General features: G+C 73.2%; 21 protein-coding genes and 1 pseudogene. 15 read left to right on the forward strand and 7 right to left on the reverse strand.

The features are described 5' to 3' along the window. The first annotated feature begins 31 nt into the window (after positions 1–31). The 9 genes and pseudogenes from AC069T_RS14530 to AC069T_RS14570 form a co-directional block, all read left to right on the forward strand. A complete protein-coding gene (locus tag AC069T_RS14530) occupies positions 32–1024 on the forward strand; it encodes a sugar ABC transporter substrate-binding protein (protein ID WP_478783061.1) in 993 nt (330 codons plus the stop codon). A 68-nt stretch (positions 1025–1092) separates the two neighbouring features. Continuing rightward, positions 1093–2097 carry a sugar ABC transporter substrate-binding protein gene (locus AC069T_RS14535; RefSeq protein WP_478783062.1) on the forward strand — a complete coding sequence of 335 codons (1005 nt, stop codon included), beginning with the start codon at positions 1093–1095 and terminating at the stop codon, positions 2095–2097. Next, entirely contained in the window at positions 2094–3149 is a 1056-nt protein-coding gene (locus AC069T_RS14540) for an ABC transporter permease (protein ID WP_478783063.1), read from the forward strand. The genes AC069T_RS14535 and AC069T_RS14540 overlap by 4 nt, the downstream gene beginning before the upstream one ends. Then, positions 3146–3997: an ATP-binding cassette domain-containing protein gene (locus AC069T_RS14545; RefSeq protein ID WP_478783064.1), complete on the forward strand. Its 852-nt coding sequence runs from the start codon at positions 3146–3148 to the stop codon at positions 3995–3997. Before AC069T_RS14540 ends, AC069T_RS14545 begins: the two co-directional genes overlap by 4 nt. Before the next feature lie 60 nt (positions 3998–4057). After that, on the forward strand, positions 4058–5239 hold the full coding sequence (locus AC069T_RS14550) for an ROK family glucokinase (protein WP_358851539.1): 1182 nt from the start codon (positions 4058–4060) through the stop codon (positions 5237–5239). Next, positions 5236–5817, forward strand: a complete 582-nt coding sequence (locus tag AC069T_RS14555) for a sugar kinase (protein ID WP_478783065.1) — start codon at positions 5236–5238, stop codon at positions 5815–5817. The genes AC069T_RS14550 and AC069T_RS14555 overlap by 4 nt, the downstream gene beginning before the upstream one ends. Positions 5818–5950: 133 nt before the next feature. Next, positions 5951–8932: a DEAD/DEAH box helicase gene (locus tag AC069T_RS14560; RefSeq protein WP_478783066.1), complete on the forward strand. Its 2982-nt coding sequence runs from the start codon at positions 5951–5953 to the stop codon at positions 8930–8932. After that, entirely contained in the window at positions 8929–11388 is a 2460-nt protein-coding gene (locus tag AC069T_RS14565) for an SWIM zinc finger family protein (RefSeq protein ID WP_478783067.1), read from the forward strand. Before AC069T_RS14560 ends, AC069T_RS14565 begins: the two co-directional genes overlap by 4 nt. A 461-nt stretch (positions 11389–11849) precedes the next feature. Then, positions 11850–12146 (forward strand): annotated as a pseudogene (locus tag AC069T_RS14570) (sulfite oxidase); the annotation flags it as partial. Between the two features lie 66 nt (positions 12147–12212). On the opposite strand, the gene AC069T_RS14575 reads toward AC069T_RS14570, so the two are convergent. From AC069T_RS14575 to AC069T_RS14600, 6 genes are all read right to left on the reverse strand, one after another. Next, entirely contained in the window at positions 12213–13898 is a 1686-nt protein-coding gene (locus AC069T_RS14575) for a ribonuclease J (protein WP_358851534.1), read from the reverse strand. A 195-nt stretch (positions 13899–14093) separates the two neighbouring features. Beyond that, entirely contained in the window at positions 14094–15473 is a 1380-nt protein-coding gene (locus tag AC069T_RS14580) for a sensor histidine kinase (protein WP_478783068.1), read from the reverse strand. Next, positions 15470–16132 (reverse strand): response regulator transcription factor, encoded by a 663-nt coding sequence (locus AC069T_RS14585; protein WP_478783069.1) that lies wholly within the window; start codon positions 16130–16132, stop codon positions 15470–15472. Before AC069T_RS14585 ends, AC069T_RS14580 begins: the two co-directional genes overlap by 4 nt. Next, entirely contained in the window at positions 16086–16925 is an 840-nt protein-coding gene (locus AC069T_RS14590) for a phosphatase PAP2 family protein (protein ID WP_478783070.1), read from the reverse strand. The genes AC069T_RS14585 and AC069T_RS14590 overlap by 47 nt, the downstream gene beginning before the upstream one ends. Then, entirely contained in the window at positions 16922–17527 is a 606-nt protein-coding gene (locus AC069T_RS14595; protein WP_478783071.1) for a phosphatase PAP2 family protein, read from the reverse strand. Before AC069T_RS14595 ends, AC069T_RS14590 begins: the two co-directional genes overlap by 4 nt. Then, positions 17524–18192, reverse strand: a complete 669-nt coding sequence (locus AC069T_RS14600) for a DedA family protein (protein ID WP_478783072.1) — start codon at positions 18190–18192, stop codon at positions 17524–17526. The genes AC069T_RS14595 and AC069T_RS14600 overlap by 4 nt, the downstream gene beginning before the upstream one ends. Positions 18193–18327: 135 nt before the next feature. On the opposite strand from AC069T_RS14600, the gene AC069T_RS14605 reads away from it, so the two are divergent. The 6 genes from AC069T_RS14605 to AC069T_RS14630 all read left to right on the forward strand — a co-directional run bounded on the left by AC069T_RS14605 (position 18328) and on the right by AC069T_RS14630 (position 24046). Beyond that, on the forward strand, positions 18328–18699 hold the full coding sequence (locus AC069T_RS14605; RefSeq protein WP_478783073.1) for a BlaI/MecI/CopY family transcriptional regulator: 372 nt from the start codon (positions 18328–18330) through the stop codon (positions 18697–18699). Beyond that, a complete protein-coding gene (locus AC069T_RS14610; RefSeq protein WP_478783074.1) occupies positions 18696–19625 on the forward strand; it encodes a M48 family metalloprotease in 930 nt (309 codons plus the stop codon). The genes AC069T_RS14605 and AC069T_RS14610 overlap by 4 nt, the downstream gene beginning before the upstream one ends. A 141-nt stretch (positions 19626–19766) precedes the next feature. Continuing rightward, complete coding sequence (locus AC069T_RS14615) at positions 19767–20606, forward strand: COG4705 family protein (RefSeq protein ID WP_478783075.1); 840 nt, start codon at positions 19767–19769, stop codon at positions 20604–20606. 556 nt (positions 20607–21162) lie between these two features. Further along, a complete protein-coding gene (gene pcaDC, locus AC069T_RS14620) occupies positions 21163–22458 on the forward strand; it encodes a bifunctional 3-oxoadipate enol-lactonase/4-carboxymuconolactone decarboxylase PcaDC (RefSeq protein WP_478783076.1) in 1296 nt (431 codons plus the stop codon). Between the two features lie 133 nt (positions 22459–22591). Then, entirely contained in the window at positions 22592–23227 is a 636-nt protein-coding gene (locus AC069T_RS14625) for an MBL fold metallo-hydrolase (RefSeq protein ID WP_478783077.1), read from the forward strand. Between the two features lie 39 nt (positions 23228–23266). Next, a complete protein-coding gene (locus AC069T_RS14630) occupies positions 23267–24046 on the forward strand; it encodes an exodeoxyribonuclease III (protein ID WP_478783078.1) in 780 nt (259 codons plus the stop codon). On the opposite strand, the gene AC069T_RS14635 is transcribed toward AC069T_RS14630, so the two are convergent. After that, positions 23971–25869 carry an SGNH/GDSL hydrolase family protein gene (locus tag AC069T_RS14635; protein WP_478783079.1) on the reverse strand — a complete coding sequence of 633 codons (1899 nt, stop codon included), beginning with the start codon at positions 25867–25869 and terminating at the stop codon, positions 23971–23973. The genes AC069T_RS14630 and AC069T_RS14635 overlap by 76 nt on opposite strands. Positions 25870–25892 lie beyond the last annotated feature (23 nt).

The raw sequence follows: 25892 nt of genomic DNA on the forward strand, positions 1-25892 counted from the left end.
ACGGGGCGGCGCGAGAGAGGGTGGTCCCACCATGCGTACAGCACGCACAGCCGCAGCGGTGATAGCCGCGATCGCGCTCGCCGCAGGATGCAGCAGCTCCGGCGGCAAGGACTCCGAGGACTCCGGTGACGGCGGCGCGGGCGGCGGCAAGGCCGTCAGCACACCCCGCCTGAAGATCGCCATGGTGACCCACGCGGGCGCCGGTGACACCTTCTGGGACATCGTGCAGAGCGGCGCCGAGCAGGCGGCGGCCAAGGACAACGTGCAGTTCCTGTACTCCAACGACAAGGAGGCCAAGGGACAGGCCGAGCTCGTCCAGTCCGCGATCGACAAGAAGGTCGACGGCGTCGTCGTCTCGCTCGCCAAGCCCGAGGCCATGAAGGACGTCCTCGCCAAGGCGGCGAAGGCGGGCATCCCGGTCGTCACGATCAACTCCGGGTCCGAGTTCTCGAAGCAGTTCGGGGCGCTCTCGCACATCGGCCAGGACGAGTCCGTGGCCGGCGAGGCGGTCGGCGACGAGCTGAGGGGACGGGGTCTCAAGAAGGCGCTGTGCGTCATCCACGAACAGGGCAACGTCTCCCTGGAGCAGCGCTGCGCCGGCGTCAAGAAGACCTTCGGCGGCCCGGTGGAGAACCTCAACGTCGAGGGCACCGACGCGCCCTCCGCCCAGTCCGCGATCGAGGCGAAGCTCCAGGCGTCCAAGGACATCGACGCCGTCGTCACGCTCGGCGCCCCGATCGCCGCGGTCGCCGTCCAGGCCAAGGAGGGCGCGGGCAGCAAGGCGGAGATCGACACCTTCGACCTGAACGCCGAGGTCGTCAAGCGGCTCAAGGCCAAGGAGGTCGGCTTCGCCGTCGACCAGCAGCCCTACCTGCAGGGCTACCTCGCCGTCGACGAGCTGTGGCTCCACGCGTACAACGCCAACGCCCTCGGCGGCGGCAAGCCCGTCCTCACCGGCCCGCAGATCATCACCGAGACGGACGTGCCCACACTCGAGAAGTACACAGCGCGCGGTACCCGATGAACACGTGCACGCTCCCTGTGTTCGATACTTGGGCGGACCAAGTAGCAGAGCAAGAAGGGCACGGCCTCGTGGCACGGACTCGGACATGGGTATCCATCGCGCTGGCAGGGGCGCTCGGCGTGTCCCTCGCGGGCTGCAGCAGCACCGGCGGCAAGCGCGCCGAGGACGCCCGCAAGGCCGCCTCCGCCCAGGGGAAGGCGGCGGTGGACACGCCCCGCTGGACCTTCGCCATGGTCACCCACTCGGGTGATGGCGACACGTTCTGGGACATCGTCCAGAGCGGCGCGGAGCAGGCCGCCGTCAAGGACAACATCAACTTCCTGTACTCGCACAACGCCGAGGCCCAGCAGCAGGCGCAGCTGGTGGACGCGGCCGTCGACAAGAAGGTCGACGGCATCATCGTCTCGCTCGCCAAGCCCGACGCGATGAAGGCCGCTCTGGCCCGCGCCGAGAAGGCCGGCATCCCGGTGATCACCGTGAACTCCGGCTCCGAGCAGTCCAAGGCGTTCGGCGCGCTCACCCACGTCGGCCAGGACGAGACCATCGCGGGCGAGGCCGTCGGCGACGAGCTCGACAAGCGCGACCGCAAGAAGGCCCTGTGCATCCTGCACGAACAGGGCAACGTCGGTCACGAGCAGCGTTGCGCCGGCGTCAAGAAGACCTTCGGCGGCGACGTGCAGAACCTGTACGTCCAGGGCACCGACATGTCCGCCGTGCAGTCCTCCATCGGCGCGAAGCTCCAGGCCGACAAGTCCATCGACACCATCGTCACGCTCGGCGCCCCCTACGCGGACACGGCCGTGAAGGCGAAGAAGGACGCGGGCAGCAAGGCCGAGGTCGACACCTTCGACCTGAACGCCAAGGTGGCCGCGGAACTCAAGGACGGCACGCTCGGCTTCGCCGTCGACCAGCAGCCCTACCTCCAGGGGTACCAGGCGGTGGACCTGCTGTGGCTGTACAAGTACAACGCCGACGTCCTCGGTGGCGGCAAGCCGGTCCTCACCGGCCCGCAGATCATCACCAGGGACCAGGCCGGCGCGCTCGAGGAGTTCACGAAGCGGGGGACGCGATGACCGCGACAGCACCGGCACCGGCGCCGGAGACCGACGCCGACGAACGGCTCGTCAGGACCTCGCCGCTGCGCAGGCTCCTCGGCCGGCCCGAGCTCGGCTCGGTGGTCGGCGCCGTCGCCGTCTTCGTCTTCTTCTCCGTCGTCGCGGACAGCTTCCTGCGGGCCTCCAGCCTCAGCACGGTCCTGTACGCGGCCTCGACCATCGGCATCATGGCGGTCCCCGTCGCACTGCTGATGATCGGCGGCGAGTTCGACCTGTCGGCCGGCGTCATGGTGACGTCGTCCGCGCTGATCTCCTCGATGTTCAGCTACCAGATGACCACGAACGTGTGGGTCGGCGTGCTGGTCTCCCTGGTGGTGACCCTCGCGATCGGCGCGTTCAACGGCTTCATGCTGACCCGCACCAAACTTCCGAGCTTCATCATCACGCTCGGCACCTTCCTGATGCTGACCGGCATGAACCTCGGTCTCACCAAGTTCGTCAGCGGCACCGTCTCCACCAAGTCGATCTCCGACATGGAGGGGTTCTCGTCCGCCAAGGACGTCTTCGCCTCCGTGATCACCGTCGGCGGCGTCGACTACAAGATCACCATCCTGTGGTGGTTCGCCCTGGTCGCCGTCGCCTCCTGGATCCTGCTGCGCACCCGCGTCGGCAACTGGATCTTCGCGGTCGGCGGCAACAAGGACGCGGCCCGCGCGGTCGGCGTCCCGGTCAACCGGACCAAGATCGGCCTCTACATGGGCGTCGCCTTCGCCGCCTGGATCTCCGGACAGCACCTGCTCTTCTCCTTCGACGTGGTGCAGTCCGGCGAGGGCGTCGGCAAGGAACTGATCTACATCATCGCGGCCGTCATCGGCGGCTGTCTGATCACCGGCGGCTACGGCTCGGCGGTGGGCTCGGCGGTCGGCGCGTTCATCTTCGGCATGACCGACAAGGGCATCGTCTTCGCCGAGTGGAACCCCGACTGGTTCAAGTTCTTCCTCGGAGCGATGCTGCTCCTCGCGACCCTGCTCAACGCCTGGGTCCGCAAGCGCGCGGAGGCCACGAAGTGACGGACAAGACGGCGGCCGAGGAACGTACGGCGCTCGTGGAGCTGACCGACGTCAGCAAGTACTACGGGAACATCCGCGCCATCGAGGGGGTGTCCCTCGAGGTCCACGCGGGCGAGATCTCCTGCGTGCTCGGCGACAACGGCGCGGGCAAGTCGACCCTCATCAAGATCATCGCGGGACTGCACCAGCACGACTCCGGGACCTTCCGCATCGAGGGCGCCGACACCCGGCTGTCCTCCCCGCGCGAAGCCCTGGACCTCGGCATCGCCACGGTCTACCAGGACCTCGCCGTCGTCCCGCTGATGCCGGTGTGGCGGAACTTCTTCCTCGGCTCCGAGCCGACGAAGGGCGCCGGCCCCTTCAAGCGCCTGGACGTCGAGTTCATGCGCAGGACCACCCGCACGGAACTCCTGCGCATGGGCATCGACCTGCGCGACGTCGACCAGCCCATCGGCACCCTGTCGGGCGGCGAGCGCCAGTGCGTGGCGATCGCCCGCGCCGTCTACTTCGGCGCCAAGGTCCTCGTCCTGGACGAGCCCACCGCCGCCCTCGGCGTCAAGCAGTCCGGTGTGGTCCTCAAATATGTGGCCGCGGCACGGGACGCCGGACTGGGTGTTGTGTTGATCACCCACAATCCGCACCACGCCTACCTCGTGGGCGACCGCTTCGTGCTCCTCAAGCGCGGCGCCATGTTCGGCAGCCACACCAGGGACGAGATCACCCTCGACGAGCTCACCCGGCAGATGGCGGGCGGCAGCGAGCTGGACGATCTCCGGCACGAACTGGAGCGCGCGCCCGTCCCGACCCACCTCGGCGGACACTCCCGGGACGACGTCCCCGAGGGGTGACGGGCGCTTGACAGGGCGCCGCCATGCGGGGCCGCGGCGGTGTGAGGCAGAATCGGCGCGATGAGCACCTACCGCGACCTCGCCCTGCCCCGAGCTCTCGGCTCGGCTCGTGCAGGGGGCGCCCCCATCGGCTCCCGCCGGGCCACCGTCCTGACCGTGGGCACGCGTGAGCGCCGATCCCACCTGACGGCGCCGCGCGTCCCCACCGTGGGCATCGACATCGGCGGCACGAAGGTGATGGCGGGCGTCGTCGACGCGGACGGCAACATCCTGGAGAAGGTCCGCGCCGAGACCCCGGACAAGTCCAAGAGCCCCAGGGTCGTCGAGGACACCATCGTCGAGCTGGTCCTGGACCTCTCCGACCGGCACGACGTGCACGCCGTCGGCATCGGCGCGGCGGGCTGGGTCGACGCGGACCGCAACCGCATCCTGTTCGCGCCCCACCTCTCGTGGCGCAACGAGCCTCTGAGGGACCGGATCGCCGGGCGCCTCGCCGTCCCCGTCCTGGTCGACAACGACGCCAACACGGCCGCCTGGGCGGAATGGCGCTTCGGCGCGGGCCGCGGCGAGGACCACCTCGTCATGATCACGCTGGGCACCGGCATCGGCGGCGCGATCCTGGAGGACGGCCAGGTCAAACGCGGCAAGTTCGGCGTCGCGGGCGAGTTCGGCCACATGCAGGTCGTGCCCGGCGGACACCGCTGCCCGTGCGGAAACCGCGGCTGCTGGGAGCAGTACAGCTCCGGCAACGCACTGGTCCGCGAGGCCCGCGAACTCGCCGCCGCGGACTCCCCGGTGGCGTACGGGATCGTCGAGCGCGTCAAGGGCAACATCCCCGACATCACCGGCCCGCTCATCACGGAACTCGCCCGCGAGGGCGACGCCATGTGCATCGAACTCCTCCAGGACATCGGCCAGTGGCTCGGCGTCGGCATCGCCAACCTGGCCGCCGCCCTGGACCCGTCCTGCTTCGTCATCGGCGGCGGCGTCTCGGCCGCCGACGACCTGCTGATCGGCCCCGCGCGCGACGCGTTCCGCAGGCACCTCACGGGCCGCGGCTACCGCCCCGAGGCCCGGATCGCCCGCGCCCAGCTCGGCCCGGAGGCCGGCATGGTCGGCGCCGCCGACCTCGCCCGCCTGGTCGCCCGCCGCTTCCGCCGCGCCAAGCGCCGCCGCGTGGAGCGTTACGAGCGCTACGAACGGTTCACCGAGTCCCGCCGCACGACGACGGACTCGCTGTGACGGCCTCGCTGCCGCGCCAGGCGACACCGCCGGACGAGCCCCGGCGGCCGCCCGAGGACCGGCGTCACGTGATCCGCCGCCGCGCGCTGACCCTGCTGATCATCGTGCTCCTGATCGGGGTCCCGGCCGGCTATCTGATGATCTCCGCCGACCAGAGCCGCAACAGCGGCAAGGACAAGGAGGCGAAGTACTCGGCGACCGGCCTCACCGAGGCCTGGCCCTCCCGGGTCCAGCGACGTCTCTACAAGGTCCCCGTCCCTGGCGACTCCACCGACGTCGCCTACTACGAGACGAACAACTGGAAGACCAGCCGCCTGTACGTCCAGTTCCGCACCAGCGACGCGGAGCTGACCGAGTTCTTCCAGAACATCGGGACCAGCCGCGCCGCCCTGGAACAGGACCACATCACCATCGGTGCCCGCGACCGCCGGGTCGTCGGCTGGGAGTTCACGGACCCCGGCCCGTGGTCGGGCCTCGTCCACGAGCAGAAGGACCCGGCGCCCACCCACGACGTCGTCGTGAACCTGGCGGACCCGGAGCACCCCATGGTGTACGTCGTCTCGCGCACGACTCCCTGACGGGACCGGCCCCCGGCCCCGCGGGCGGGCCCCGGCGGTGCTCGTCGGGGCCGGTGGCGCGATCGACTGTCAGACCTCGCCCGTACAGTCGAAGACATCCGATTCGACTGCGGGGCGGGAGGTGACCGGGCGTATGAGCGGTGCGGTGCTGTCCGCGACCCCCGAAGCCGGCAGGGGCGCCTCCGGCGACGTCTCCGCGCGCTCCGCGACGGGCGGCGGCCCCGCCGTCTCCGTGCGGCTCGCCGCCGTCTTCCTGCCCGCGCCGCTGCCGCGCGAGGGGCGGATCGCCTTCTGGGACCCGGACCCGGAGGACGCGGACCGGTCGTCCACCGGGCGCCCGCCCGAGGGTGCCGGGGCGTCGCCCGCCGGCCGGGGGAGCGGGCCGCCCGGACCGGGCGGGGAGAGCGCCGACGAGACCGGGGCCGAGCCCGGGAAGCGGATCGAGCTCACGGTCGTACGGCGCCACGGGACCGGAGTGCGACGGGTGACCGTGCCCGCGCGGACGCTGGAGATCGCCGACGCCCTGCCCCTGCTCACCGACGCCCGCCGCCACCCGGGGGCACACCCCGCCACCGCCTGCTGGGGCGCGGCCGCACTGCACGCGCTGCGGCTCGCCGCGCGCGGACGGCTGCTGCCCGGCCTGACGCCCGACGGCCACGACGCCTGGCGCGCGGGACCCCTCGACCCGGACGGCATCGGCCACCTGAGGGCGGTCGCCGCGGCCCTGCCCCCCGAGGGACACGCGGTGCCGCTGCCGGGCAAGGGCCCGCTCCGGCTGCCCGAACCGGAAGCGCTGATGCGTTCCTTCCTGGACGCGGTCGCCGACACCCTGCCGCGCACCCCCGCCGCGCCGTACGCCTGCGGCAGGCCCTTCGCGGCGCGCGGCCCGCAGCACCTGCCGGGCGCCCACGACTGGGCGGCCGAGGTCGCCGCCGGCATGGACGCCGGCGTCCGCATCTCCCTGCGCCTCGACCTGTCCGCCTCCCAGCTCTTCGACGCCGACGAGGGCGCACACCGCGCGGGTGCCGCCGTCGTCCAGGTGCACAGCCTCGCCGACCCCACCCTCGTGGTGGACGCGGCGGAGCTGTGGGCGGGCGCGGCCGACACGACGTTCGGGCCCCGCGCGCGGGTGGACGCCGCCCTCGCCGTCCGCCGCGCGGCCCGCGTCTGGCCGCCCCTGGACCGGCTCTCGGAGCAGGACGTGCCCCACGTCCTCGCCCTCTCCGAGGAGGAGCTGTCCGACCTGCTCGGGGTCGCCGCGACCCGGCTCGGCGCGGCCGGTGTCGCCGTGCACTGGCCGCGGGACCTGGCCCAGGACCTGACCGCGGCGGCCGTGGTGCGTCCGGCGCCCGGCTCGGCGACCGACGGCACGGGATTCTTCGAGAGCGAGGACCTGCTCCAGTTCCGCTGGCAGCTGGCGCTCGGCGGAGATCCGCTCAGCGACGCCGAGATGGACGTCCTGGCCGAGGCCCACCGTCCGGTCGTCCGGCTGCGGGACCAGTGGGTCCTCGTCGATCCGGCTCTGGTCCGCAAGGCGCGCAAGCGGGAACTGGGCCTGCTCGACCCGGTCGACGCCCTCTCCGTCGCCCTCAGCGGCACCGCCGAGATCGACGGCGAGACCGTGGAAGCGGTGCCCGTCGGAGCGCTCGCCGCGCTGCGCGACCGCCTCACGGCCGGGATCTCCCCGGTGCCGCCGCCGCCCGGCCTCGCGGCCACCCTCCGCGACTACCAGCTCCGGGGCCTGGCCTGGCTGGACACGATGACGTCCCTCGGACTCGGCGGCTGCCTCGCCGACGACATGGGCCTCGGCAAGACGATCACCGTGATCGCCCTGCACCTGCGGCGGGCCCGCAGCGAGCCGACGCTCGTCGTCTGCCCCGCCTCACTGCTGGGCAACTGGCAGCGGGAGATCACCCGCTTCGCCCCCGGCGTGCCCGTCCGCCGCTACCACGGCCCCGACCGCACCCTTGAAGACCTCGGCACGGGCTTCGTCCTGACGACCTACGGGACGATGCGGTCGGCGGCGACCCGGCTCGCCCGGCAGCCGTGGGGCATGGTCGTCGCGGACGAGGCGCAGCACGTCAAGAACCCGTACTCGGCGACCGCCAAGGCGCTGCGCACGATCCCGTCCCCCGCACGCGTCGCCCTGACCGGCACCCCCGTGGAGAACAACCTCTCGGAGCTGTGGGCGCTCCTCGACTGGACCACCCCCGGACTCCTCGGCCCGCTCAAGTCCTTCCGCGCCCGGCACGCGCGCGCCGTGGAGAACGGCGAGGACGAGGAGGCCGTGGCCCGCCTCGCCCGACTGGTCCGCCCCTTCCTGCTGCGCCGCAAGAAGTCCGACCCCGGCATCGTCCCCGAGCTGCCGCCGAAGACGGAGACGGACCACCCCGTCCCGCTCACCCGGGAACAGGCCTCGCTCTACGAAGCGGTGGTGCGGGAGTCGCTGCTCGCGATCGAGACCGCCCAGGGCATCGCCCGGCGAGGTCTCGTCCTCAAGCTCCTCACCTCCCTCAAGCAGATCTGCGACCACCCCGCGCTGTACCTGAAAGAGGGCGCGGCAGCGGCCGTCCACGGCCTTGCGGCCCGGTCCGGCAAGCTGGCCCTGCTCGACGAGCTGCTGGACACCCTCCTCGCCGAGGACGGCTCCGCGCTGGTCTTCACGCAGTACGTGGGGATGGCCCGGCTCATCTCCTCCCACCTGGCCGCCCGCGCGGTCCCGGCCGAGCTGCTCCACGGCGGCACCCCGGTCATGGAGCGCGAGCGCATGGTGGACCGCTTCCAGAGCGGCGCCACGCCGGTCCTCGTGCTCTCCCTGAAGGCGGCGGGCACGGGCCTGAACCTGACCCGGGCCGGCCATGTCGTCCACTTCGACCGCTGGTGGAACCCGGCCGTCGAGGAGCAGGCCACCGACCGCGCCTACCGCATCGGCCAGACCCAGCCCGTCCAGGTCCACCGTCTGATCACCGAGGGCACGGTCGAGGACCGCATCGCGGAGATGCTGGAGGCGAAGCGCGCCCTGGCCGACGCCATTCTCGGCTCCGGAGAGGCATCCCTGACCGAACTGACCGACCGTGAGCTGTCGGACCTGGTCTCCCTCCGGAGGACCACGTGAACGCGACGGCGGACGGTCCCCGGCCGGCGCGGGAGCCGAAGGACGCGGACGGCCCTGCGGAGAGCGGGATGGCGGAGGCGGCCGGGGACGAGCGTGCCGCCGAGGAGCGTTCCGGGGGCGAGCGGCCCGCCGATGTGGCGCGGCGGGCGCTGTGGGCCGCTCGGGGGCGTGAGGCACGCGGGGCCGATGCGGCCGGCGACCAGCCAGGTGCTCCTTCCGGGCGCGGTGCCCGGGACGCCGCGCCCGCGACGACGTCCGCGGCCGGTGCCCGCCCCGGCGACGTGGCGCGCGAGGCGCTGCGGCGGGCCGCGGCGACGGGGAGCGCGGCGGGCCCCGGTGCCGCCCGGGCGAGCGGGCCCGACAGTCCCGAAGAGGCTGCGGGAGAGGGCCCTCGGGCCGCCGAGTACGCGGCGACGGAGGTGCCGGAAGGCACTGCGGGGACCGTCGAGACCGCGGGGACTGTCGAGACCGCGCAGTCCGCGCAGTCCGCGGAGACCGTCGGGGGCGCGCGTCCCGGTGACGTCGCCCGGGAGGCGTTGCGTGCCGCGCGTGGAGCCCGGCCCCGGGAGCGGAAGGCCGCCCCGCGCAGGGCAGCCGAGCGAGGAAGGCGAGCCCCGCAGGAATCACCGGCCGGCTCCGGTGACCCTCGTGAGACGCGCCCCCCCGCGCCGGGAAACCGCGCCCAGGACGTACGGGACCTCCTCGCCGGAGCGTTCGCGCTCCCCACGGACGACGACCCGGACCACCGGTCCTCGGAAGCCGCCGAGGCCGCGCCCGCCTCCGGACGGCCCCACCCCGGTGCCGCCCCGACGGACCCACCGCCCGTCCCCGGCGACGGGACGCGGGCCGCGACACCGCCGCGGGCCCCGACGGACCCGACCGTAACGCTCGCGGGGACTGCGGCGAGCACCCCTGATGACACGCGGGCCGTGACATCGCCGAAGGCCACGGCGGAGGCGACCCAAGGGCTCGCAGAGGACGCGCCGGTCCGGGGTGACGAGACGCGGGCCGCGACCCCGCCGTACGCCGGAACGGACGCCACCGGAGGGACCCCCGGCGACGGGACACGCGGCGGGCCCTTGGGGACGGAGCACGCCGTGGTTCCCCCTGCTGACGTGGACGCCCCCCGCCCGGCCCGGCAGGGGAGCGGCGGGTCGGGCGCGCCCACCGGTGGGCCGGGGCAGCGTTCCATGGCCTCCCCGGGACGGGACGGGGAGCTGCGACGGACGTTTCCCGCGTTCCCGGCCCGGACGGCCGACCCGGCCGCCGTGTTCGCCGGGACATGGTGGGGAAACGCGTGGGTGAAGGCGCTGGAGGAGGGCGCGCTGGACCGGGCGCGGCTGTCCCGGGGGCGCGGGTACGCAGGGCGCGGACACGTGGACGCCATCACGGTCACCCCGGGACTCGTCCTCGCGTACGTGCACGGCACCCGGCCACGGCCGTACCGCGTGCAGGTGCGGCTGCGGACGCTCGACGACGCCGACTGGGACCGGTTCCTGGACGTCGCCGCCGAGCGTCCCGGGCACATCGCCGCGCTGCTCGACAAGCAGCTGCCGCACTCCCTCGCCGACTGCGGGGTGGACCTGCTCCCCGGCCCCGGAGACCTCCAGCCGCAGTGCAGCTGCCCCGACTCCGGCCACCCGTGCAAGCACGCGGCTGCCCTCTGCTACCAGACCGCGCGCCTGCTCGACGAGGACCCCTTCGTCCTGCTTCTGCTGCGCGGCCGCGGCGAACGGGAACTGCTCGACGCCCTCTCCCGCCGCAACGCCGCGCGTGCGGCCCGCGCGGCCCAGGATCGGGAACCCGCCCCGCTGCCCGGCGTACGGGCCCGGGACGCTCTCGCCCCGCGCTCGCTGCCTCCCCTGCCGGCGCCGCTGCCCGCGCCCTCGCACCCCGAGCAGCCGCCGACGTACCCGGGCGCACCGGGCGGCCCCGACCCGTTCGCGCTCGACCAGCTGGCCACCGACGCGGCCGCTCGCGCACACGCGCTGCTGACCGCCGGACGGGATCCGGTGGGGGACCTGACGCTGTGGCAGGACGCGGTACGGCTCGCCGCCGCCCGCCCCGGGTCCGGCCTCACCGCGGGCACCCGCGCCCTGTACTCCTCGCTCGCCACCGCCACCCGGCGCACCCCTGCCGACCTGGCGCGCGCGGTGGCCGCCTGGCGCCAGGGCGGGATCGAGGGGCTCGCGGTCCTCGAAGAGACCTGGGACCCGCCGGCCGGCCGCTTCGACCGGGCCCGCCCGCTGCTCCTCGCGGCCGACCTCCCCGCCTTCCGCCCCTGGCGCAACCACCTCACGCACCCCCGCGGTCACGTCCAGATCCGCCTCGGCCGGGACGGCCTCTGGTACGCCTACGAATCCGAACCGGGCCACGACGACTGGTGGCCCCGCGGCACCCCCGACCTCGACCCGGTGGGCGCGCTCACCGGCCTCGGTACGTCCGGCGACCTCTGAGCGCCCCGCCCGCCGAACGCCCGTGTCCGTCGTTCCCGGGATGCCGGGATGCCGGGGCCCGACTCCGCCGATTCCGCGACGCGTCGCCGCTCCGCCTCGTACGATGACGCCCATGATTCTCAGCAGCCCCCGCCCCGCTCCGCGGAACCGCGCGCTCCAGTCGCGCGGCTGTTGTTGATCCTTCCCCCGGCGCGATGAGCGGGAGAAGCCCCGAAACGGCTCTGTAGTCCCGGCGTTCCGGCACCGGGCCCCGCCCGGCTCGCCTCCCGCACCCGGCCGCGTCCTCCCCTGCTGCCCGCCGCCCTACGCCGCGGGCGGCGGGGCTCGCGGAGCCGTCAGCCGCGGGCGCCCCGGCCGCCCCCGTAGGCGCACCGCGCCCGGCCCGACGCCGTCACGCCGTCGGGCTGTCGCGCGCGCTCCCCTCACGTCCCGGGCCAGTCGCCACCGCCCCGAAAGGCATGGCCGGGGTCGAGCACCGGCTGGCCGGCCGCTCCTGGTCGGGTGCGGGCGCCGTCGCCCGCGTGGACGTCAGCACGGACGGTGGCGCCCACTGGCACCGGGCCCGGCTGCACGACGCCCCGCGCCGCGCCTCGTGGGTCCGCTGGTCCACCGACTGGCGGCCGTCGGCGCCCGGCCCGTACACACTCCTGGCCCGGGCCACCGACACGACGGGCCGCACCCAGTCGGACAGGACCGCGCCCAACACCCAGGGCTACCTGTTCGACGCGGTGGTCCGGCACCCGGTGCGGGCGGTGTGAGCGCCCCCCCCGGTGATGCGAAGCCCCCTGCCCTCCGGTCACGCCGCAGGGCAGGGCGGCCGCCGGTCAGGCGTCGATGATGACCGGGATGATGAGGGGCCTGCGGCGGTGGGTACGGAAGGCCCAGTTCGCCACGGCACGGGCGATCAGCTGTTCCAGCTGGTGTGCGTCGCCGACGCCTTCCTGCGCTGCCGTCGCCAGGGTCTTCTCGATGACGGGGACGACCGGCTCGAAGGTGGTGTCGTCGTGGACGAACCCGCGGGCCAGGAAGTCGGGAGCCTCGGCCAGGGCACCCGTGTCGGCGTCGACGATCGCCACCACGGTGACGACGCCTTCCTCGGCGAGGGTGACGCGGTCCTTCAGGGACGCCTCGGTGGCGCCGCCGACCTCCATGCCGTCCACGTAGACGTTGCCGGCCGGCACCTTGCCGGTGATCGTCGCGCGCCCGTCCACGAGGTCGACGACGACGCCGTCCTCGGCGATGACCACTCGCTCGGGATCGACCCCCGTACGGATGGCCAGGTCGGCGTTGGCCCGCAGGTGGCGCCATTCGCCGTGCACGGGCATGACATTGCGGGGCTTGACGATGTTGTAGCAGTACACGAGTTCACCGGCGCTGGCGTGCCCGGAGACGTGCACCTTGGCGTTGCCCTTGTGGACGACGTGGGCGCCCCACCGGGTCAGCCCGTTGATCACCCGGTAGATGGCGTTCTCGTTGCCGGGGATCAGCGAACTGGCGAGCAGGACGGTGTCGCCCTTGCCGATGCGGATCACGTGGTCGCGGTTGGCCATCCGGGACAGCGCCGCCATCGGCTCGCCCTGGGATCCGGTGCACACCAGGGTGATCTTGTGATCGGGGAGCTTCTCCAGCTCCTTGGTGCTCACGACCAGGCCGCTGGGAACCTTCAGGTAACCGAGGTCGCGGGCGATGCCCATGTTGCGGACCATGGAGCGGCCCACGAAGGCGACCTTGCGGCCGTGCTGGTGCGCGGCGTCCAGCACCTGCTGGATGCGGTGCACATGGCTGGCGAAACTGGAGACGATCACCCGGCGCGGGGCGGTGCGCATCACCTGCTCGATCGCCGGGTTCAGTTCGCGTTCGGAGGTGGTGAAGCCGGGGACCTCGGCGTTGGTGGAGTCGGTGAGGAAGAGGTCGACGCCTTCCTCGCCGAGGCGGGCGAAGGCACGCAGGTCGGTGATGCGGTCGTCCAGCGGGAACTGGTCCATCTTGAAGTCACCCGTGTGCAGCACCATTCCGGCCCGGGTGCGGATAGCGACGGCGAGACTGTCCGGGATCGAGTGGTTGACCGCCACGAACTCGCAGTCGAAGGGTCCGAAGGTGCGCCGGTCGCCCTCGCTGACCCGGACCGCGCGCGGCCGGATTCCGTGTTCTTTGAGCTTGGCCTCCAGGAACGCCAGGGTCAGCTTCGAGCCCACGACGGGGATGTCACGGCGCTCTCGCAGCAGGTACGGCACGCCACCGATGTGGTCCTCGTGGCCGTGGGTGAGCACCACGGCCACGATGTCGTCCAGACGGTCGCGGATCGAGGTGAAGTCCGGCAGGATCACGTCCACGCCGGGCTGGGTCTCTTCGGGGAACAGCACGCCGCAGTCGACGATGAGCAGCTTGCCGGCGTGCTCGAAGACGGTCATGTTGCGGCCGATCTCCCCCAGGCCGCCCAGGGCGACGACCCTCAGCCCTCCTTCAGGCAGGGGAGGGGCGGCTTTCAGTTCGGGATGCGGATGACTCATATTCCGACGTTACCGGAGAGTCCGCCGAGGTGATCCACTGGCCGCCCGACCAGCCGGTCGGACCCGGCACGGCCGCGGCGCTCACCGGGTGGGGCGGTCCGCACGCGGTGACCCCGTTCCGGTCCGCGTACGTCATCACGCGCCCAGGACGTTCGGCACGACGGCACTCCGTCGATGCGCCGAGGGGCGCCGCCGTTACCCGGCGGGCAGGCTGACCACGAACCGTGCCCCGGGGGTGTGTCCGGGGTCGTACGTCACCTCGCCGCCGGCCGAGCGGGCCAGGCGTCGCGCCAGCGGCAGTCCCAGGCCCGCCCCGCTGTGTCCGTCGCCGGGATCCGCGCGCCGACCGGGCTCGAAGAGCTGTCCGGCGAACCGGTGCGGTACGCCGGGTCCGTCGTCGATGACCTCGACGTGTACGCCGTCGGGTGCGCGATGGGCGCGGAGGGCGACCTCGGAGCGGGCGTAGCGGCAGGCGTTGGTGAGGAGCGGGCTGACGATGCGTTCGAGGAGGGCGGCCGGGACTCCGGCCAGCAGACGTGGGCCGTCCACGGTGACCGTCACGTGGCCGGGCACGTCGGGCAGTGCGGTGAGCCGTCGTAGCGCGGGCACCACCTCGGCGATGCCGGGCGCGGTGAGTGCCCCGCCGCGGGCGTCGTCCAGGAGGGTGTCGCAGATGGTGCGCATGGACTGGGCGGCTTCCGCGATGACCTTGTGGGTGGCGTGGGTCTGGTCGGCGCTTCGGGGGCGGGTCCGCCACCAGTCGAGTTCGGCGATGATCCGGCTCAGCGGCGTACGCAGCTCGTGCGAGAGTTCCCCGGTGAGCTGCCGCTCGTGCCGCAGAAGGGTGCGGATGCGGTCCAGTATCGCGTCCAGCGACGCACCCAGGCGGGCGAGTTCGACCGGGTGCCGCATGCCGGCGAAGCGTTCTTCGGAGGCGACGGCGCTCCACTGGGTGGCCTGGTCCGTCATCGTGCGGACCGGGCGCAGCGCGCGGCCTACCGCCAGCCGGGTCAGGGCGTAGGTGGAGGCGAGCATCACGGCGTCCAGGGCGAGCGATCCGAGGAGCAGGGTGTCGGCCGAACTCCGGTAGGGGGAGAGGTCCAGAGCGGCGACCACCAGAGCCTCGCTCTTCTCTCCGGACACCGGCTGGGAGCACAGCCGGAGGGGGCCATGGACGTCGGCGGTGACGCAGCGCCGCCCGCCGCGCACGGCGAGTGCGTCGGCGATGCGGGTCAGGCGGCCGGCGTTCGGCGGCTTTTCCAGCAGGCGCCGGCCGGCGTAGATCCACACGTTGGCGTCGAGGAGTTCGTCGTGGGAGGTCTCCAGGATGCGTACGGTCGTGCCGCCGGTGTCGACGGTCGTCGCGACGGCGGTGGCGCGGGTGCGCAGTTCGTCGTCCGCCTGGTGCTGGAGGTGGCGCTGGGCGATGACGTCGAAGGCGACGGTGAGGACCAGCATCAGCAGCGCGGCCGTGCTGAGGGCCACGAGTGAGAGCCGGCCGCGCAGCGTGCGGGGTGCCAGACGGTGGAGGACGGCGGTCACGGTGGACCGTGGCCGGTGGCGGGCACCGCTCATGACAGCCGGTGGCCGATCCCCCGGGCCGTGCCGATGGTCCGGTCGCTGCCTGCCTCGCGCAGCTTGCGGCGTAGTCGGGTCAGGTACTGGTCGAGGGTGTTGTCGTGGACCTGGGCGCCCTCGGGCCAGCCGGCCCGGACCAGCTCGCGGCGGCGCACGATGTCGCCGGAAGCCGCCATGAGAGCGGCCAGGAGGCGGAACTCGGTGGGTGTCAGATCGACTCGGGTGCCTCGGACACCGACCACGTGCCGGACGGCGTCCAGGGTCAGGTCGCCCGCTGTGGCGGAAGGCGGCGGCGCGGACCGTTTGAGGGCTGCCCGCAGGCGGGCCGCGAGTTCTGCGAGGTGGAACGGCTTGGGCAGGTAGTCGTCGCCTCCGGCCGAGAACCCGGACAGCCGGTCGGGCAGGCGGTGATGGGCGGTCAGGAAGATGACGGGGGAGAGGAAGCCGTTCGCGCGCATCGCCTGGCACACGTCGCGTCCGTCGGCGTCGGGCAGCCCGATGTCGAGCACGGCGGCGGAGATGCCGGTGGTGGCCAGCCGCAGCGCGGTGGCGCCGTCCGGCGCGGGCACGGCATCGAAGTCCTCGTCGCGCAACCCGCGCATCAGCACGTCACGCAGGGCGTGATCGTCCTCGACGACCAGGATCGTGGGGCGCATGGTCCTCCTTCGGCTCTCGTGCCGCGTCCGTCCGTTCCGGCGCTGCGTCGGTCCGGTCCGCTGCCGTGTCCGTCCGGCCCGCCGCTGTGCTGCCCATCGGTTCTGCCGTCCCTCGCGCCGAGTCCGTTTCCGTGTCCGTCGTGCCGGGGGTCCATCGCTCGGGAAGCCAGCGGGCCACAGCGCACAGGCACACGCCCAGCCAGCCGAGGGCGAACAGCCAGCCGCCGACGACGTCGGTGAACCAGTGCACTCCGAGGTAGACGCGGGTCAGTCCGACCGACGCGCCCCACCCGCCGATGACCAGCGTGAGCGGGGTCCGGCCGCGCGGGCCGCGCACGCGGACGGCGATGATCAGAAGTCCCGCGGTGAGGGCCGCCGTGGTGGTGTGACCGGACGGGAACGCCCATCCCGAGGCATGTGTCGCCCAGTCCGCCAGGGGTGGCCTCGGCCGGGTGACGAGCGCCATCAGCGCGTACCGCAGCGCCTGGCCCGCACCGAGGCAGCCCAGAGAGAGCGCGACGGCCACCGCGCGCTGCCGGCGGGTGCGCCCCGCGACGACCGCGGCCAGCACCACCAGCGCGAACGGGACCACACCGGTCCCGGTGCCGGTCAGCCCGCGGGCGAACGCCACCGCCACGTCGGGCCGGTGGCCGGTGGACCACGCGAGCAAATCGGCGTCCGTGAACAGCGGTATGCCGGCGTGGCCCACCACGACCATGGTCAGCACGCCGAACGCCGTCCACGCGCCGAGGCCGCAGCTGCCGGCCAGGTCGGCGACCTCGCCGCGCCTCATGACACCACCAGCAGCGGACGCAGGCGGGTGGCCGTGAGCCGAGAGGCTGCGGCCTCCGCACGCCCGCGCAGTGCCGACATGACGAGCAGAGCAGCCAGAGCACCCACCACGACCCCTGCCAGCACGTCGTGGGGGTAGTGTGCGCCGACCCAGACACGCGAGGCCGCCATCGCGCAGGCGGCCACCGCGGCGACCGCGCCGAGCCGGCGGGAGACGAACAGCAGGGCGACGGCCGCCGCGGCGGCGATGGCCGCGTGATTGCTGGGGAAGGACCAGTCACCGGGCGCGGGACATGCCTCCAGCGTGGCCACCCGCAGGCTCCGGCAGGGGCGGTCCTCCCGCACCAGCAGCTTCAGCACCGCGTCCACCCCGTAGGAGACGACCACCACGAACGGTACGGCGAGTGCTGTCACCGACGCGGTGGCGCCCACCCACCGGGCACGCCACCAGCCGACGGCCATGAGCAGCGCGAACAGGGCGAGCCCGTACGTCGACCAGGCCGACACCGTGTCGTCCAGCCACGCGGGCGCGTGCCGGGCGAGGTTCACCACGTCGGTGTAGGCCGGGCCGTCGACCGACGAGCCGCTGAGCGCGAGAATCATCCGCGTGCCTCCTTCGCCTTCGCGTCCCGGCGCGAGCGGTACACCTCGGAGGCGACCGGAATCAGCGACAGGGCCACGATCACCGCGACGATCGGCAGCAGATAGCGGTCCACGTCGGGTACCGAGGAGCCCAGCGCGTAGCCCGCCAGAGTGAGACCCAGGCTCCACACCAGCCCGCCGGTCACCTGCCACACGGTGAACGTGCGCACAGGGACCCCCAGGGCGCCGGCCATCGGGTTCAGGACCGTGCGCACCACCGGAACGAAGCGGGCCAGCACGATCGCCTTCGCGTATCCGTAGCGCTCGAGCAGCTCCTCCGCGCGTCCCGCCCCGTCGTGCAGGCGGGCCGAGCGGCTGCGGGCGAGCAGCGAGCCGCCCGCTCTGCGGCCCAGGAGGTATCCGCACTGCGCGCCCGCAACCGCACCCACCGCCGCGGCGACCAGGAGCGGGACGAGTGACAGCTGCAGACCCCGGTCGGCGGTCCCGGTGCACAGCAGACCGGCCGTGAACAGCAGCGAGTCGCCCGGCAGGAAGAAACCGACCAGCAGCCCGGTCTCCGCGAACAGCACCACGCCCACGCCCAGCACGCCGAAGGCGGACAGCAGCGACCGGGCATCCAGCACATTGACGGCGAGCTGCGACGATAGGTGCATCGCTGTGGTCATCGTCGGGGGCCCCTTCATCCTTCTTCCGGACCGTCGGACGCGGCAGAACGGTGGCACGGCGGCATCCGACGACTGACTACAATCCTGTAGACGGTCTACTGAACTGTAGACGATGGCGGAATGAGGAACGTTCCCATGACAGACGCGAGGGACGAGAGGCGGCCGGCCGGCGAGCTCGAAGCCGCCGTCATGGCCGCTCTGTGGGCCGCCGGTGCCCCGCTCACGCCAGGGCGGGTGCAGACCGAACTCGACTTCGGCCTGGCGCGGACGACGGTCGCGACGATACTGGCCCGTCTGCATGAGAAGGGCGTCGTCAGCCGTGAGCGGCAGGGCCGTGGCTACGCCTACTTCCCCGTGCAGGACGCCGCCGGACTGACCGCCCGGCGCATGCACACCGAACTCGACCGGGACACCGACCGGGAGACGGTCCTCGCTCGCTTCGTCGCTCAGCTCAGCCCCGGCGACGAGGAGCACCTGCGCCGGCTTCTGGAAGGTGACGAGCGATGACCGTTCTGCTGTTCGTACCGCTGCTCCTGCCCTTCCTCGCGCCGACGCTGGCCCGCCGAACCCTCGACCGCCTGACCCCCGCCACCGCACTGTGGGTCCTCACGGCATCGGCCCTGGCACTGGCGGGAGCCTGCGTCGCCGCCCTCGGCGCCCTGGTCCTGACCGGACTGCTCAAACTCCCCGCCCTCGCCGCCCTCGGCGAACTCATCCACCCGCTGCGAACCCCCTCGGACCACCTCGTCCTCCCCGCCGCCATGGCGGCCACCGGAGCGCTCACCCTCAGCGCCTGGACCCTCGTACGCTCGGCCTTCCGGCAGGCCCGCGCCTTCCGTACCGCCCGCACGCAGGCCGGCCGCCGCCCCGCCGCAGGTGACCTGTGCGTGATCGACTCGCCCGATCCGGACGCGTACGCTCTGCCCGGACGGCCCCACCGCATCGTCGTCACCACCGCCATGCTGCGCAGCCTCGGCCCCGCCGAGCGTGAGGCCCTGTTCGCCCATGAACGCGCCCACAACCGCGCCGGCCACCACTACTTCCTGGCCGCCGCCGAACTCGCCGCCCACTGCCACCCCGCCCTGCGCACCACCCGCGCCACCATCCGGCTCGCCGCCGAGCGGGCCGCCGACGAGGCCGCCGCCGAGGTCACCGGAGACCGGCGCCTGATCGCCACGGCCATAGCCCGCGCCGCCCTGGCCGGCCACGCCTCCCCGTCCACGCGTCCCGACTTCGCACCCGCGGCGACGACCGGCCCGGTGCCGCAGCGTGTCGCCGCCCTCCTCGCACCCTCCGGGAAGCGCGCGCGCACCACCCGCCGTACCGCGTTCCTCCTCGTGGCCTGCACGGTCCTGTCCGTCGCCGCCGGAACAGCAGGCGTCGTCGACTTCCACCACGAGGTCGAGGTCGCCCAGGGCGAGGAGGGTCCATGACCGGTGCCGGTGCCGGTGCCGCAGCCAGGACGCGGCGCGGGTGTGCATGGCCCCATCGTGATCAGGCCCGGCCCGGAGAGGCCGGGAAAGCCGCGCGGCAGTCAGGATGCGTTCAGGCAACCGCTGGCAACGTCCTGCCCCATGACCTACGAACTTTCCGAGACTCCTGAGGCCGAACCGGGCGCGAGTACCTCCGCTCCCCCCTCCCACCGACTGCGCTGGAACAAGGTCCCCGAGGTCACCGCCTACTTCTGGATCATCAAGGTGCTGTGCACGACGGTCGGCGAGACCGCGGCCGACCTGCTCAACGAGAAGGCCGGCCTGGGCCTGACCGGCGTGTCCTTGCTCATGAGCGCGCTGCTCGCGGTGGTCCTGGTCGTCCAGTTCCGCACGACCGCCTACCGTGCGGGCGTGTACTGGCTCGCCGTCGCCCTGATCAGCGTCGTCGGCACGCTGATCAGCGACAACCTCACCGACAACATGGGCGTACCGCTGGAGACGAGCACGGCGGTGTTCGCGCTCGTCCTCGCGGTCGTCTTCGTCGTCTGGTACCGGCGTGAGCGGACCCTGTCGATCCACAGCATCGACACCACGAGCCGTGAGTCGTTCTACTGGCTGGCGGTCCTGTTCACCTTCGCCCTCGGCACGGCCGCCGGCGACCTGGTCTCCGAGCGCATGGACCTGGGCTACTGGCTCGCGGCGGTCCTGTTCGCGCTGGCCATCGCCGCCGTGGCGGTCGCGCACTTCGCGCTGGGCCTGGACGCGGTGTGGAGCTTCTGGATCGCCTACATCCTCACCCGCCCGCTCGGAGCCTCGATCGGCGACTACCTGTCCCAGCCGGCCGGCGACGGCGGCCTCGGCTTCGGCACCGTCGTCACGAGCGGGCTCTTCCTGGCGGTCATCCTCGGCCTGGTGGTGTACCTGATGGGGACCCGCAAGGACGTCGCGGACCCCGGGCGCGCGACGCGGCAGGCGGCCTGACGGCCGTCACCGCGGCCCCGCACGACAGCGTGCAGACCCGTCTGCGCCGAGACCCGCGCACCGGGCTTCTTGATGTGGACTGCACCGGCTCGCCGGGCCGGTCGCGTTCGTAGCGGCGTATGACCCGGCCGGTGGCCCGGTCGAGGTGGGCCAGGCGGGCCAGGCCGAACGGATCGGGGTTGGACTCCCAGGCTCAGGAGGAGGATTCGAAGGCTCCACAGGCGGAGCGGACTCCGGGCCCTTCACCTACAGAGGTTGCGCTGTTGGCTGCCGGCGGCCTCGGAGCCGGCGGAACGATGAGGTCGCAGACGATGCCGAGCGCCGCATCGATCAGCTCGGGACCTCCGCCTTCCGCACGCGCGGCATTGTCACCCGCCATGTGCAGCGCGGCGAAGGCAAGGCGGACGCGCAGGGACGCGACGGGGTCGTCCGGTGCAGCCAGGGCGTGGACCCCGAGGCTTCCGGCAGTGCCGGGCCCGTCGTAGTGAGAGAGGCATCAGCCCTTAGGTTGGGACCGGCCGTGTGAGATCCAGGGAGAGATGAGAGGGTCTGACGGGTGAGCGAGACACCACCGAACACCCTGCAATACCGCTTTGACGGGCCGGAAGACGCCCCCGTCCTGATCCTGGGTCCCTCCCTGGGTACCACCTGGCACATGTGGGACCGGCAGGTCCCGGAGCTCGTGAAGCACTGGCGGGTCTTCCGGTACGACCTCCCCGGGCACGGCGGCGCGCCGGCGTATCCGACCGGTTCCGTCACCGAGGTGGCCGGGCGGCTGCTCGCCACCCTCGACGCGCTCGGCGTCCAGCGGTTCGGGTACGCGGGCTGCGCGTTCGGCGGCGCGGTCGGGCTCGAGCTGGCGCTGCGCCACCCGCAGCGGCTCGCCTCCCTCGCCGTGATCGCGGCCTCGCCTCGCTTCGGTACGGCCGACGAGTTCCGCCGGCGCGGCGTGATCGTACGGACGAACGGGCTCGAGCCGATCGCGCGCTCGGCCCCGGAGCGGTGGTTCACGGGCGGGTTCGCCGCGGCCCAGCCCGCGATCACCGAATGGGCCGTGCAGATGGTGCGGACCACCGACCCGGGCTGCTACATCGCGGCCTGCGAGGCCCTCGCCGCGTTCGACGTCCGTGCCGAGCTCGGCCGCATCGGGGTGCCGACGCTCGTCCTGGTCGGCTCCGAGGACCGGGTCACCGGGCCCGCCGAGGCGCGCACCCTGGTCGCCGGCATCCCGGACGCCCGGCTGGCCGTCGTACCCGGCGCCTCGCACCTGGTGCCGGTGGAACAGCCCGCCGCCGTCACGGACCTGCTCGTACGGCACTTCTCCACCGCCTGGCAGAACGCCTTCGACTCGGCGACCGGCCAGACGGCGGTCCCGGCGGCCCCGGCACAGCCGGTTCCGGCCCCGCCCGCACCGGTGGCGCCCGTCGCCGAGATCGCGCCCGCCGTCGCGCAGCCCGAGGCGCTGGGCCGGCCCGATCCCTACGACGCCGGGATCAAGGTCCGCCGGGAGGTGCTCGGCGACGCGCACGTCGACCGGGCGCTGGCCTCCGCGGACGCGTTCTCCGGGGACTTCCAGGAGTTCGTCACCCGGTACGCGTGGGGCGAGATCTGGGACCGTCCCGGCCTGGACCGGCGCACCCGCAGCTGTGTCACGCTCACCGCGCTGGTCGCGGGCGGTCACCTCGACGAGCTCGTCTTCCACACCCGCGCCGCCCTCCGCAACGGCCTCACCCCGGACGAGATCAAGGAAGTGCTGCTCCAGGCCGCCGTGTACTGCGGTGTCCCGGCCGCGAACAGCGCCTTCAAGGTGGCGCAGCAGGTCATCCGGGAGGAGACCACCCCCCAGGAGTGAGCGCCCGGGCCCCGAGGGCCGCCGCGCGCCCGGTGCGCCGCCGCACTCTCCCCGGTGCGGCAGGACGGAGCCGGGTGCCGGGAGCACCACCCTGCGCGGCCCCTCGGCGCGTCGGCGGAGGCAGGATGGACGCATGAAGCTCACGAAGAAGTCGCACGCCTGCATCCGTCTGGAGAAGGACGGGCGGACGCTCGTCCTCGATCCGGGTGGGTTCAGCGAGGAGGACGCCACGGCCGGCGCGGACGCGATCCTCGTGACCCACGAGCACCCGGACCACTTCAGCGAGGAGCGGCTGCGGGCCGCCATGGAGGCCAACCCGGCCGCCGCGATCTGGACCCTGAAGTCCGTCGCGGAGAAGATCTCCGCCGCCTTCCCGGGCCGGGTGCACACCGTCGGGCACGGGGACACCTTCACCGCCGCGGGTTTCGACGTGCAGGTGCACGGCGAACTGCACGCGGTGATCCACCCGGACATCCCGCGCGTCACCAACGTGGGCTACCTGATCGACGGCGGCCGCGTCTTCCATCCCGGCGACGCCCTCACCGTGCCCGACCGGAGCGTCGAGACGCTGATGCTGCCGGTCATGGCCCCCTGGAGCAAGATCTCCGAGGTCATCGACTACGTCCGCGAGGTGAAGCCGCAGCGCGCGTACGACATCCACGACGCCCTGCTCACCGACCTCGCCCGGCCGATCTACGACAACCAGATCGGCAGCCTGGGCGGCTCGGAACACCTGCGGCTGGCGCCGGGAGCGTCCGCGGAGGTCTGAGCGACCGCGTTGTCGTACCCGCCCGGTAGGTTGGACGGCATGCGCATCGCCACCTGGAACGTGAATTCGATCACCGCCCGACTCCCGAGGCTGCTGGCCTGGCTGGAGAGCAGCGGCACCGACGTGCTGTGCATCCAGGAGACCAAGACCACCCTCGAGGCCTTCCCGGCCGACCAGCTGCGCGAGCTGGGCTACGAGTCGGCGGTGCACGCCACGGGCCGGTGGAACGGAGTGGCGGTGCTCTCCCGCGTGGGCCTGGAGGACGTGGTCACGGGCCTGCCCGGCGACCCTGGCTACGAGGGCGTGCAGGAGCCCCGCGCCCTCTCCGCGACCTGCGGCCCGGCCCGCGTCTGGTCGGTGTACGTGCCGAACGGACGCGAGGTCGGCCACCCGCACTACGCGTACAAGCTCCAGTGGTTCGAGGCGCTGAGGGCGGCCGTCGCGGGTGACGCGGCGGGCAGCCGCCCGTTCGCGGTCCTCGGGGACTACAACGTCGCGCCGACGGACGAGGACGTCTTCGACGTCGCCGCCTTCGAGGGCGTCACCCATGTCACCCCGGCCGAGCGCGCCGCCCTCGCCTCCCTGCGCGAGACCGGCCTCTCGGACGTGGTCCCGCGCCCCCTCAAGTACGAGCAGCCGTTCACCTACTGGGACTACCGCCAGCTCGCCTTCCCCAAGAACCGCGGCATGCGCATCGACCTCGTCTACGGCAACGAGACCTTCGCCAAGGCCGTCACCGACGCCTACGTGGACCGCGAGGAGCGCAAGGGCAAGGGCGCCTCGGACCACGCGCCGGTCGTGGTGGACCTGGACGTGTAGCCGCCGGGGACGCGCGGCGAAGCCCTACCGACCCGCGAAGACAACTCCCAGGGCGCCAGCAGCCGCAGATCCACGGAATCCGCCAGCGCCGCCAGCCCCGCGTCCCCCGGATGCAGATGATCCCCGCTGTCGTAGGCGGGACGCAGCCGCGCCGGGCGGTGCGGATCCCGCAGCACCGCGTCGAAGTCGAGGACCCCGTCGAACTCGTCGTTGTCCCGGATCCACGCGTTCACCGCGACCCGCTGCGCGTCCGCCGCCGCGGTGCACAGGGTCTCGCCCTCGCAGGGCGCGATCGTCGCGGCGAGGACCCGGATCCCGCGGGCGTGGGCCCGGTCCGCGATCTCGCTCAGCCCCGCCGTCACCTGGTCCGCGGACGCGCCCCAGCGCACGTCGTTGACGCCCTGGAAGACGACCGCCGTACGGGCCGAGGTCTGCGCGAGGACATCACGGTCGAGGCGGTGCAGGGCGCTCACCCCGCCGCTGTCGGTGGAGACCCCGTCGCCGGGATAGCGGTCGGTGACCACGCGGTTCGCCGAGACGCCCTGGTTGAGGACGCCGTAGCGGGGGATGCCGGAGGAGGCGCGGATGCGGTCGGCGAGCAGGTCGGGCCAGCGCCGGTCGGTGTCCGGCGCCGACTTCTCCCCGTCGGTGACGGAGTCGCCGAGCACCACCACGGAACCGGGGCCGCCGCCCACGTCCACTCCGGTCAGCAGCGGCCAGCTGGTGATCGTGGAGGTGTACGCGTCGGGCGCCGAGTCGCCGGCGTGGTCGCCGGGCTCGCTGACGTACGAGCGCTGCACCGCGAGCCGGTGCACGGGCGCCGCGGTCACCGTCCCCGGCAGATGGAAGCTGACGAGCAGACCGGCGTCCGCGGGCACGTCGAAGCCCACGGGATCGCTGAACGCCTGGGCGCCCGCGGGGACGGTGGTCCCGGCCGCCCCCCGGAAGGACAGCGGGACGGGCGCGGCGGCCGGACGCGCACCCGTCGCCTGGACCGCAACCGTCGCGCCACCGATGTCCACCGGTGCGGACGCGAAGGTGTTGTCGAGCCGGACGCGCAGGCGCGACCCGCCCACCGAGGTGTGCACCACCAGGCGCAGCGTCCGGTCCGTCCAGGGACCGACGGCCTGGTAGCCGGAGGTCGCCGCGGCCCAACTGCCCGTCCAGGCGCGCGTCGAGGGACGCACCGCGAGCGCGAACACGTGCAGTCCCCGGTTCCGGGGGAGCCGCACGGAGGCGACCTCGCGGCCCCGCGCGAGCGGCACCGTGACGACGTACAGTCGCGTCTTCTCGGCGAGCCGGCCGTCCGGCGTGTTGAGGTGCGGCAGCGCCACGGCCTTGGTGGCGAGCGGACCGACGCGCCAGTCGGGGGCGGTCAGCCGGTACGAGGAGACGGAGCCGTTCGCGTACCGGACCGCGCCCGTGCCGCTCACGTCACCGCCGCCGGTGCCGGCGACGAGGAACGCGAGCGCGTCCCCGCGGCCCCGCAGCCGCACCGCCTGTCCGTCGGCGCGCACGTTGTCGGGCTCGCCCGCCCCGCGGCGCGGCCAGGTCAGCCGGGCGCCCTGGACCGTCAGCGTGCGACCGGGCGTCCAGCCCGCGGCCGTCAGGTCCCGTGCCGACAGGGAGCGTCCAGAACCGTCGAAGTCGGCTTCGCCCGGCCGTGCGTCGTCGCTGACCGCAGTGTTGTCGAAGAACCGCTCCAGGGGAAGCGGACCGGCTTGCGGGGCCCGGGCAGGGGCCGCGGACTCGGCGTACGCGACGGGCGGGCCGGCGAGCGACAGGCCGAGGATCACGGCCGCTCCCCAGAGACATCGGCGCATCCCGGTTCCTCCCAGAGCGGTGA

Source organism: Streptomyces sp. NPDC043867, assembly GCF_056435845.1.

Coding starts and splice junctions, on each gene's coding strand:
- AC069T_RS14610 (WP_478783074.1), top strand. CDS start 18,696: ATGACCGTTCTGCTGTTCGTACCGCTGCTCCTGCCCTTCCTCGCGCCG.
- AC069T_RS14630 (WP_478783078.1), top strand. CDS start 23,267: ATGCGCATCGCCACCTGGAACGTGAATTCGATCACCGCCCGACTCCCG.
- AC069T_RS14635 (WP_478783079.1), bottom strand. CDS start 25,869: ATGCGCCGATGTCTCTGGGGAGCGGCCGTGATCCTCGGCCTGTCGCTC.
- AC069T_RS14550 (WP_358851539.1), top strand. CDS start 4,058: ATGAGCACCTACCGCGACCTCGCCCTGCCCCGAGCTCTCGGCTCGGCT.
- AC069T_RS14585 (WP_478783069.1), bottom strand. CDS start 16,132: ATGCGCCCCACGATCCTGGTCGTCGAGGACGATCACGCCCTGCGTGAC.
- AC069T_RS14625 (WP_478783077.1), top strand. CDS start 22,592: ATGAAGCTCACGAAGAAGTCGCACGCCTGCATCCGTCTGGAGAAGGAC.
- AC069T_RS14580 (WP_478783068.1), bottom strand. CDS start 15,473: ATGAGCGGTGCCCGCCACCGGCCACGGTCCACCGTGACCGCCGTCCTC.
- AC069T_RS14540 (WP_478783063.1), top strand. CDS start 2,094: ATGACCGCGACAGCACCGGCACCGGCGCCGGAGACCGACGCCGACGAA.
- AC069T_RS14575 (WP_358851534.1), bottom strand. CDS start 13,898: ATGAGTCATCCGCATCCCGAACTGAAAGCCGCCCCTCCCCTGCCTGAA.
- AC069T_RS14605 (WP_478783073.1), top strand. CDS start 18,328: ATGACAGACGCGAGGGACGAGAGGCGGCCGGCCGGCGAGCTCGAAGCC.
- AC069T_RS14530 (WP_478783061.1), top strand. CDS start 32: ATGCGTACAGCACGCACAGCCGCAGCGGTGATAGCCGCGATCGCGCTC.
- AC069T_RS14590 (WP_478783070.1), bottom strand. CDS start 16,925: ATGAGGCGCGGCGAGGTCGCCGACCTGGCCGGCAGCTGCGGCCTCGGC.
- AC069T_RS14595 (WP_478783071.1), bottom strand. CDS start 17,527: ATGATTCTCGCGCTCAGCGGCTCGTCGGTCGACGGCCCGGCCTACACC.
- AC069T_RS14615 (WP_478783075.1), top strand. CDS start 19,767: ATGACCTACGAACTTTCCGAGACTCCTGAGGCCGAACCGGGCGCGAGT.
- AC069T_RS14600 (WP_478783072.1), bottom strand. CDS start 18,192: ATGACCACAGCGATGCACCTATCGTCGCAGCTCGCCGTCAATGTGCTG.
- AC069T_RS14560 (WP_478783066.1), top strand. CDS start 5,951: ATGAGCGGTGCGGTGCTGTCCGCGACCCCCGAAGCCGGCAGGGGCGCC.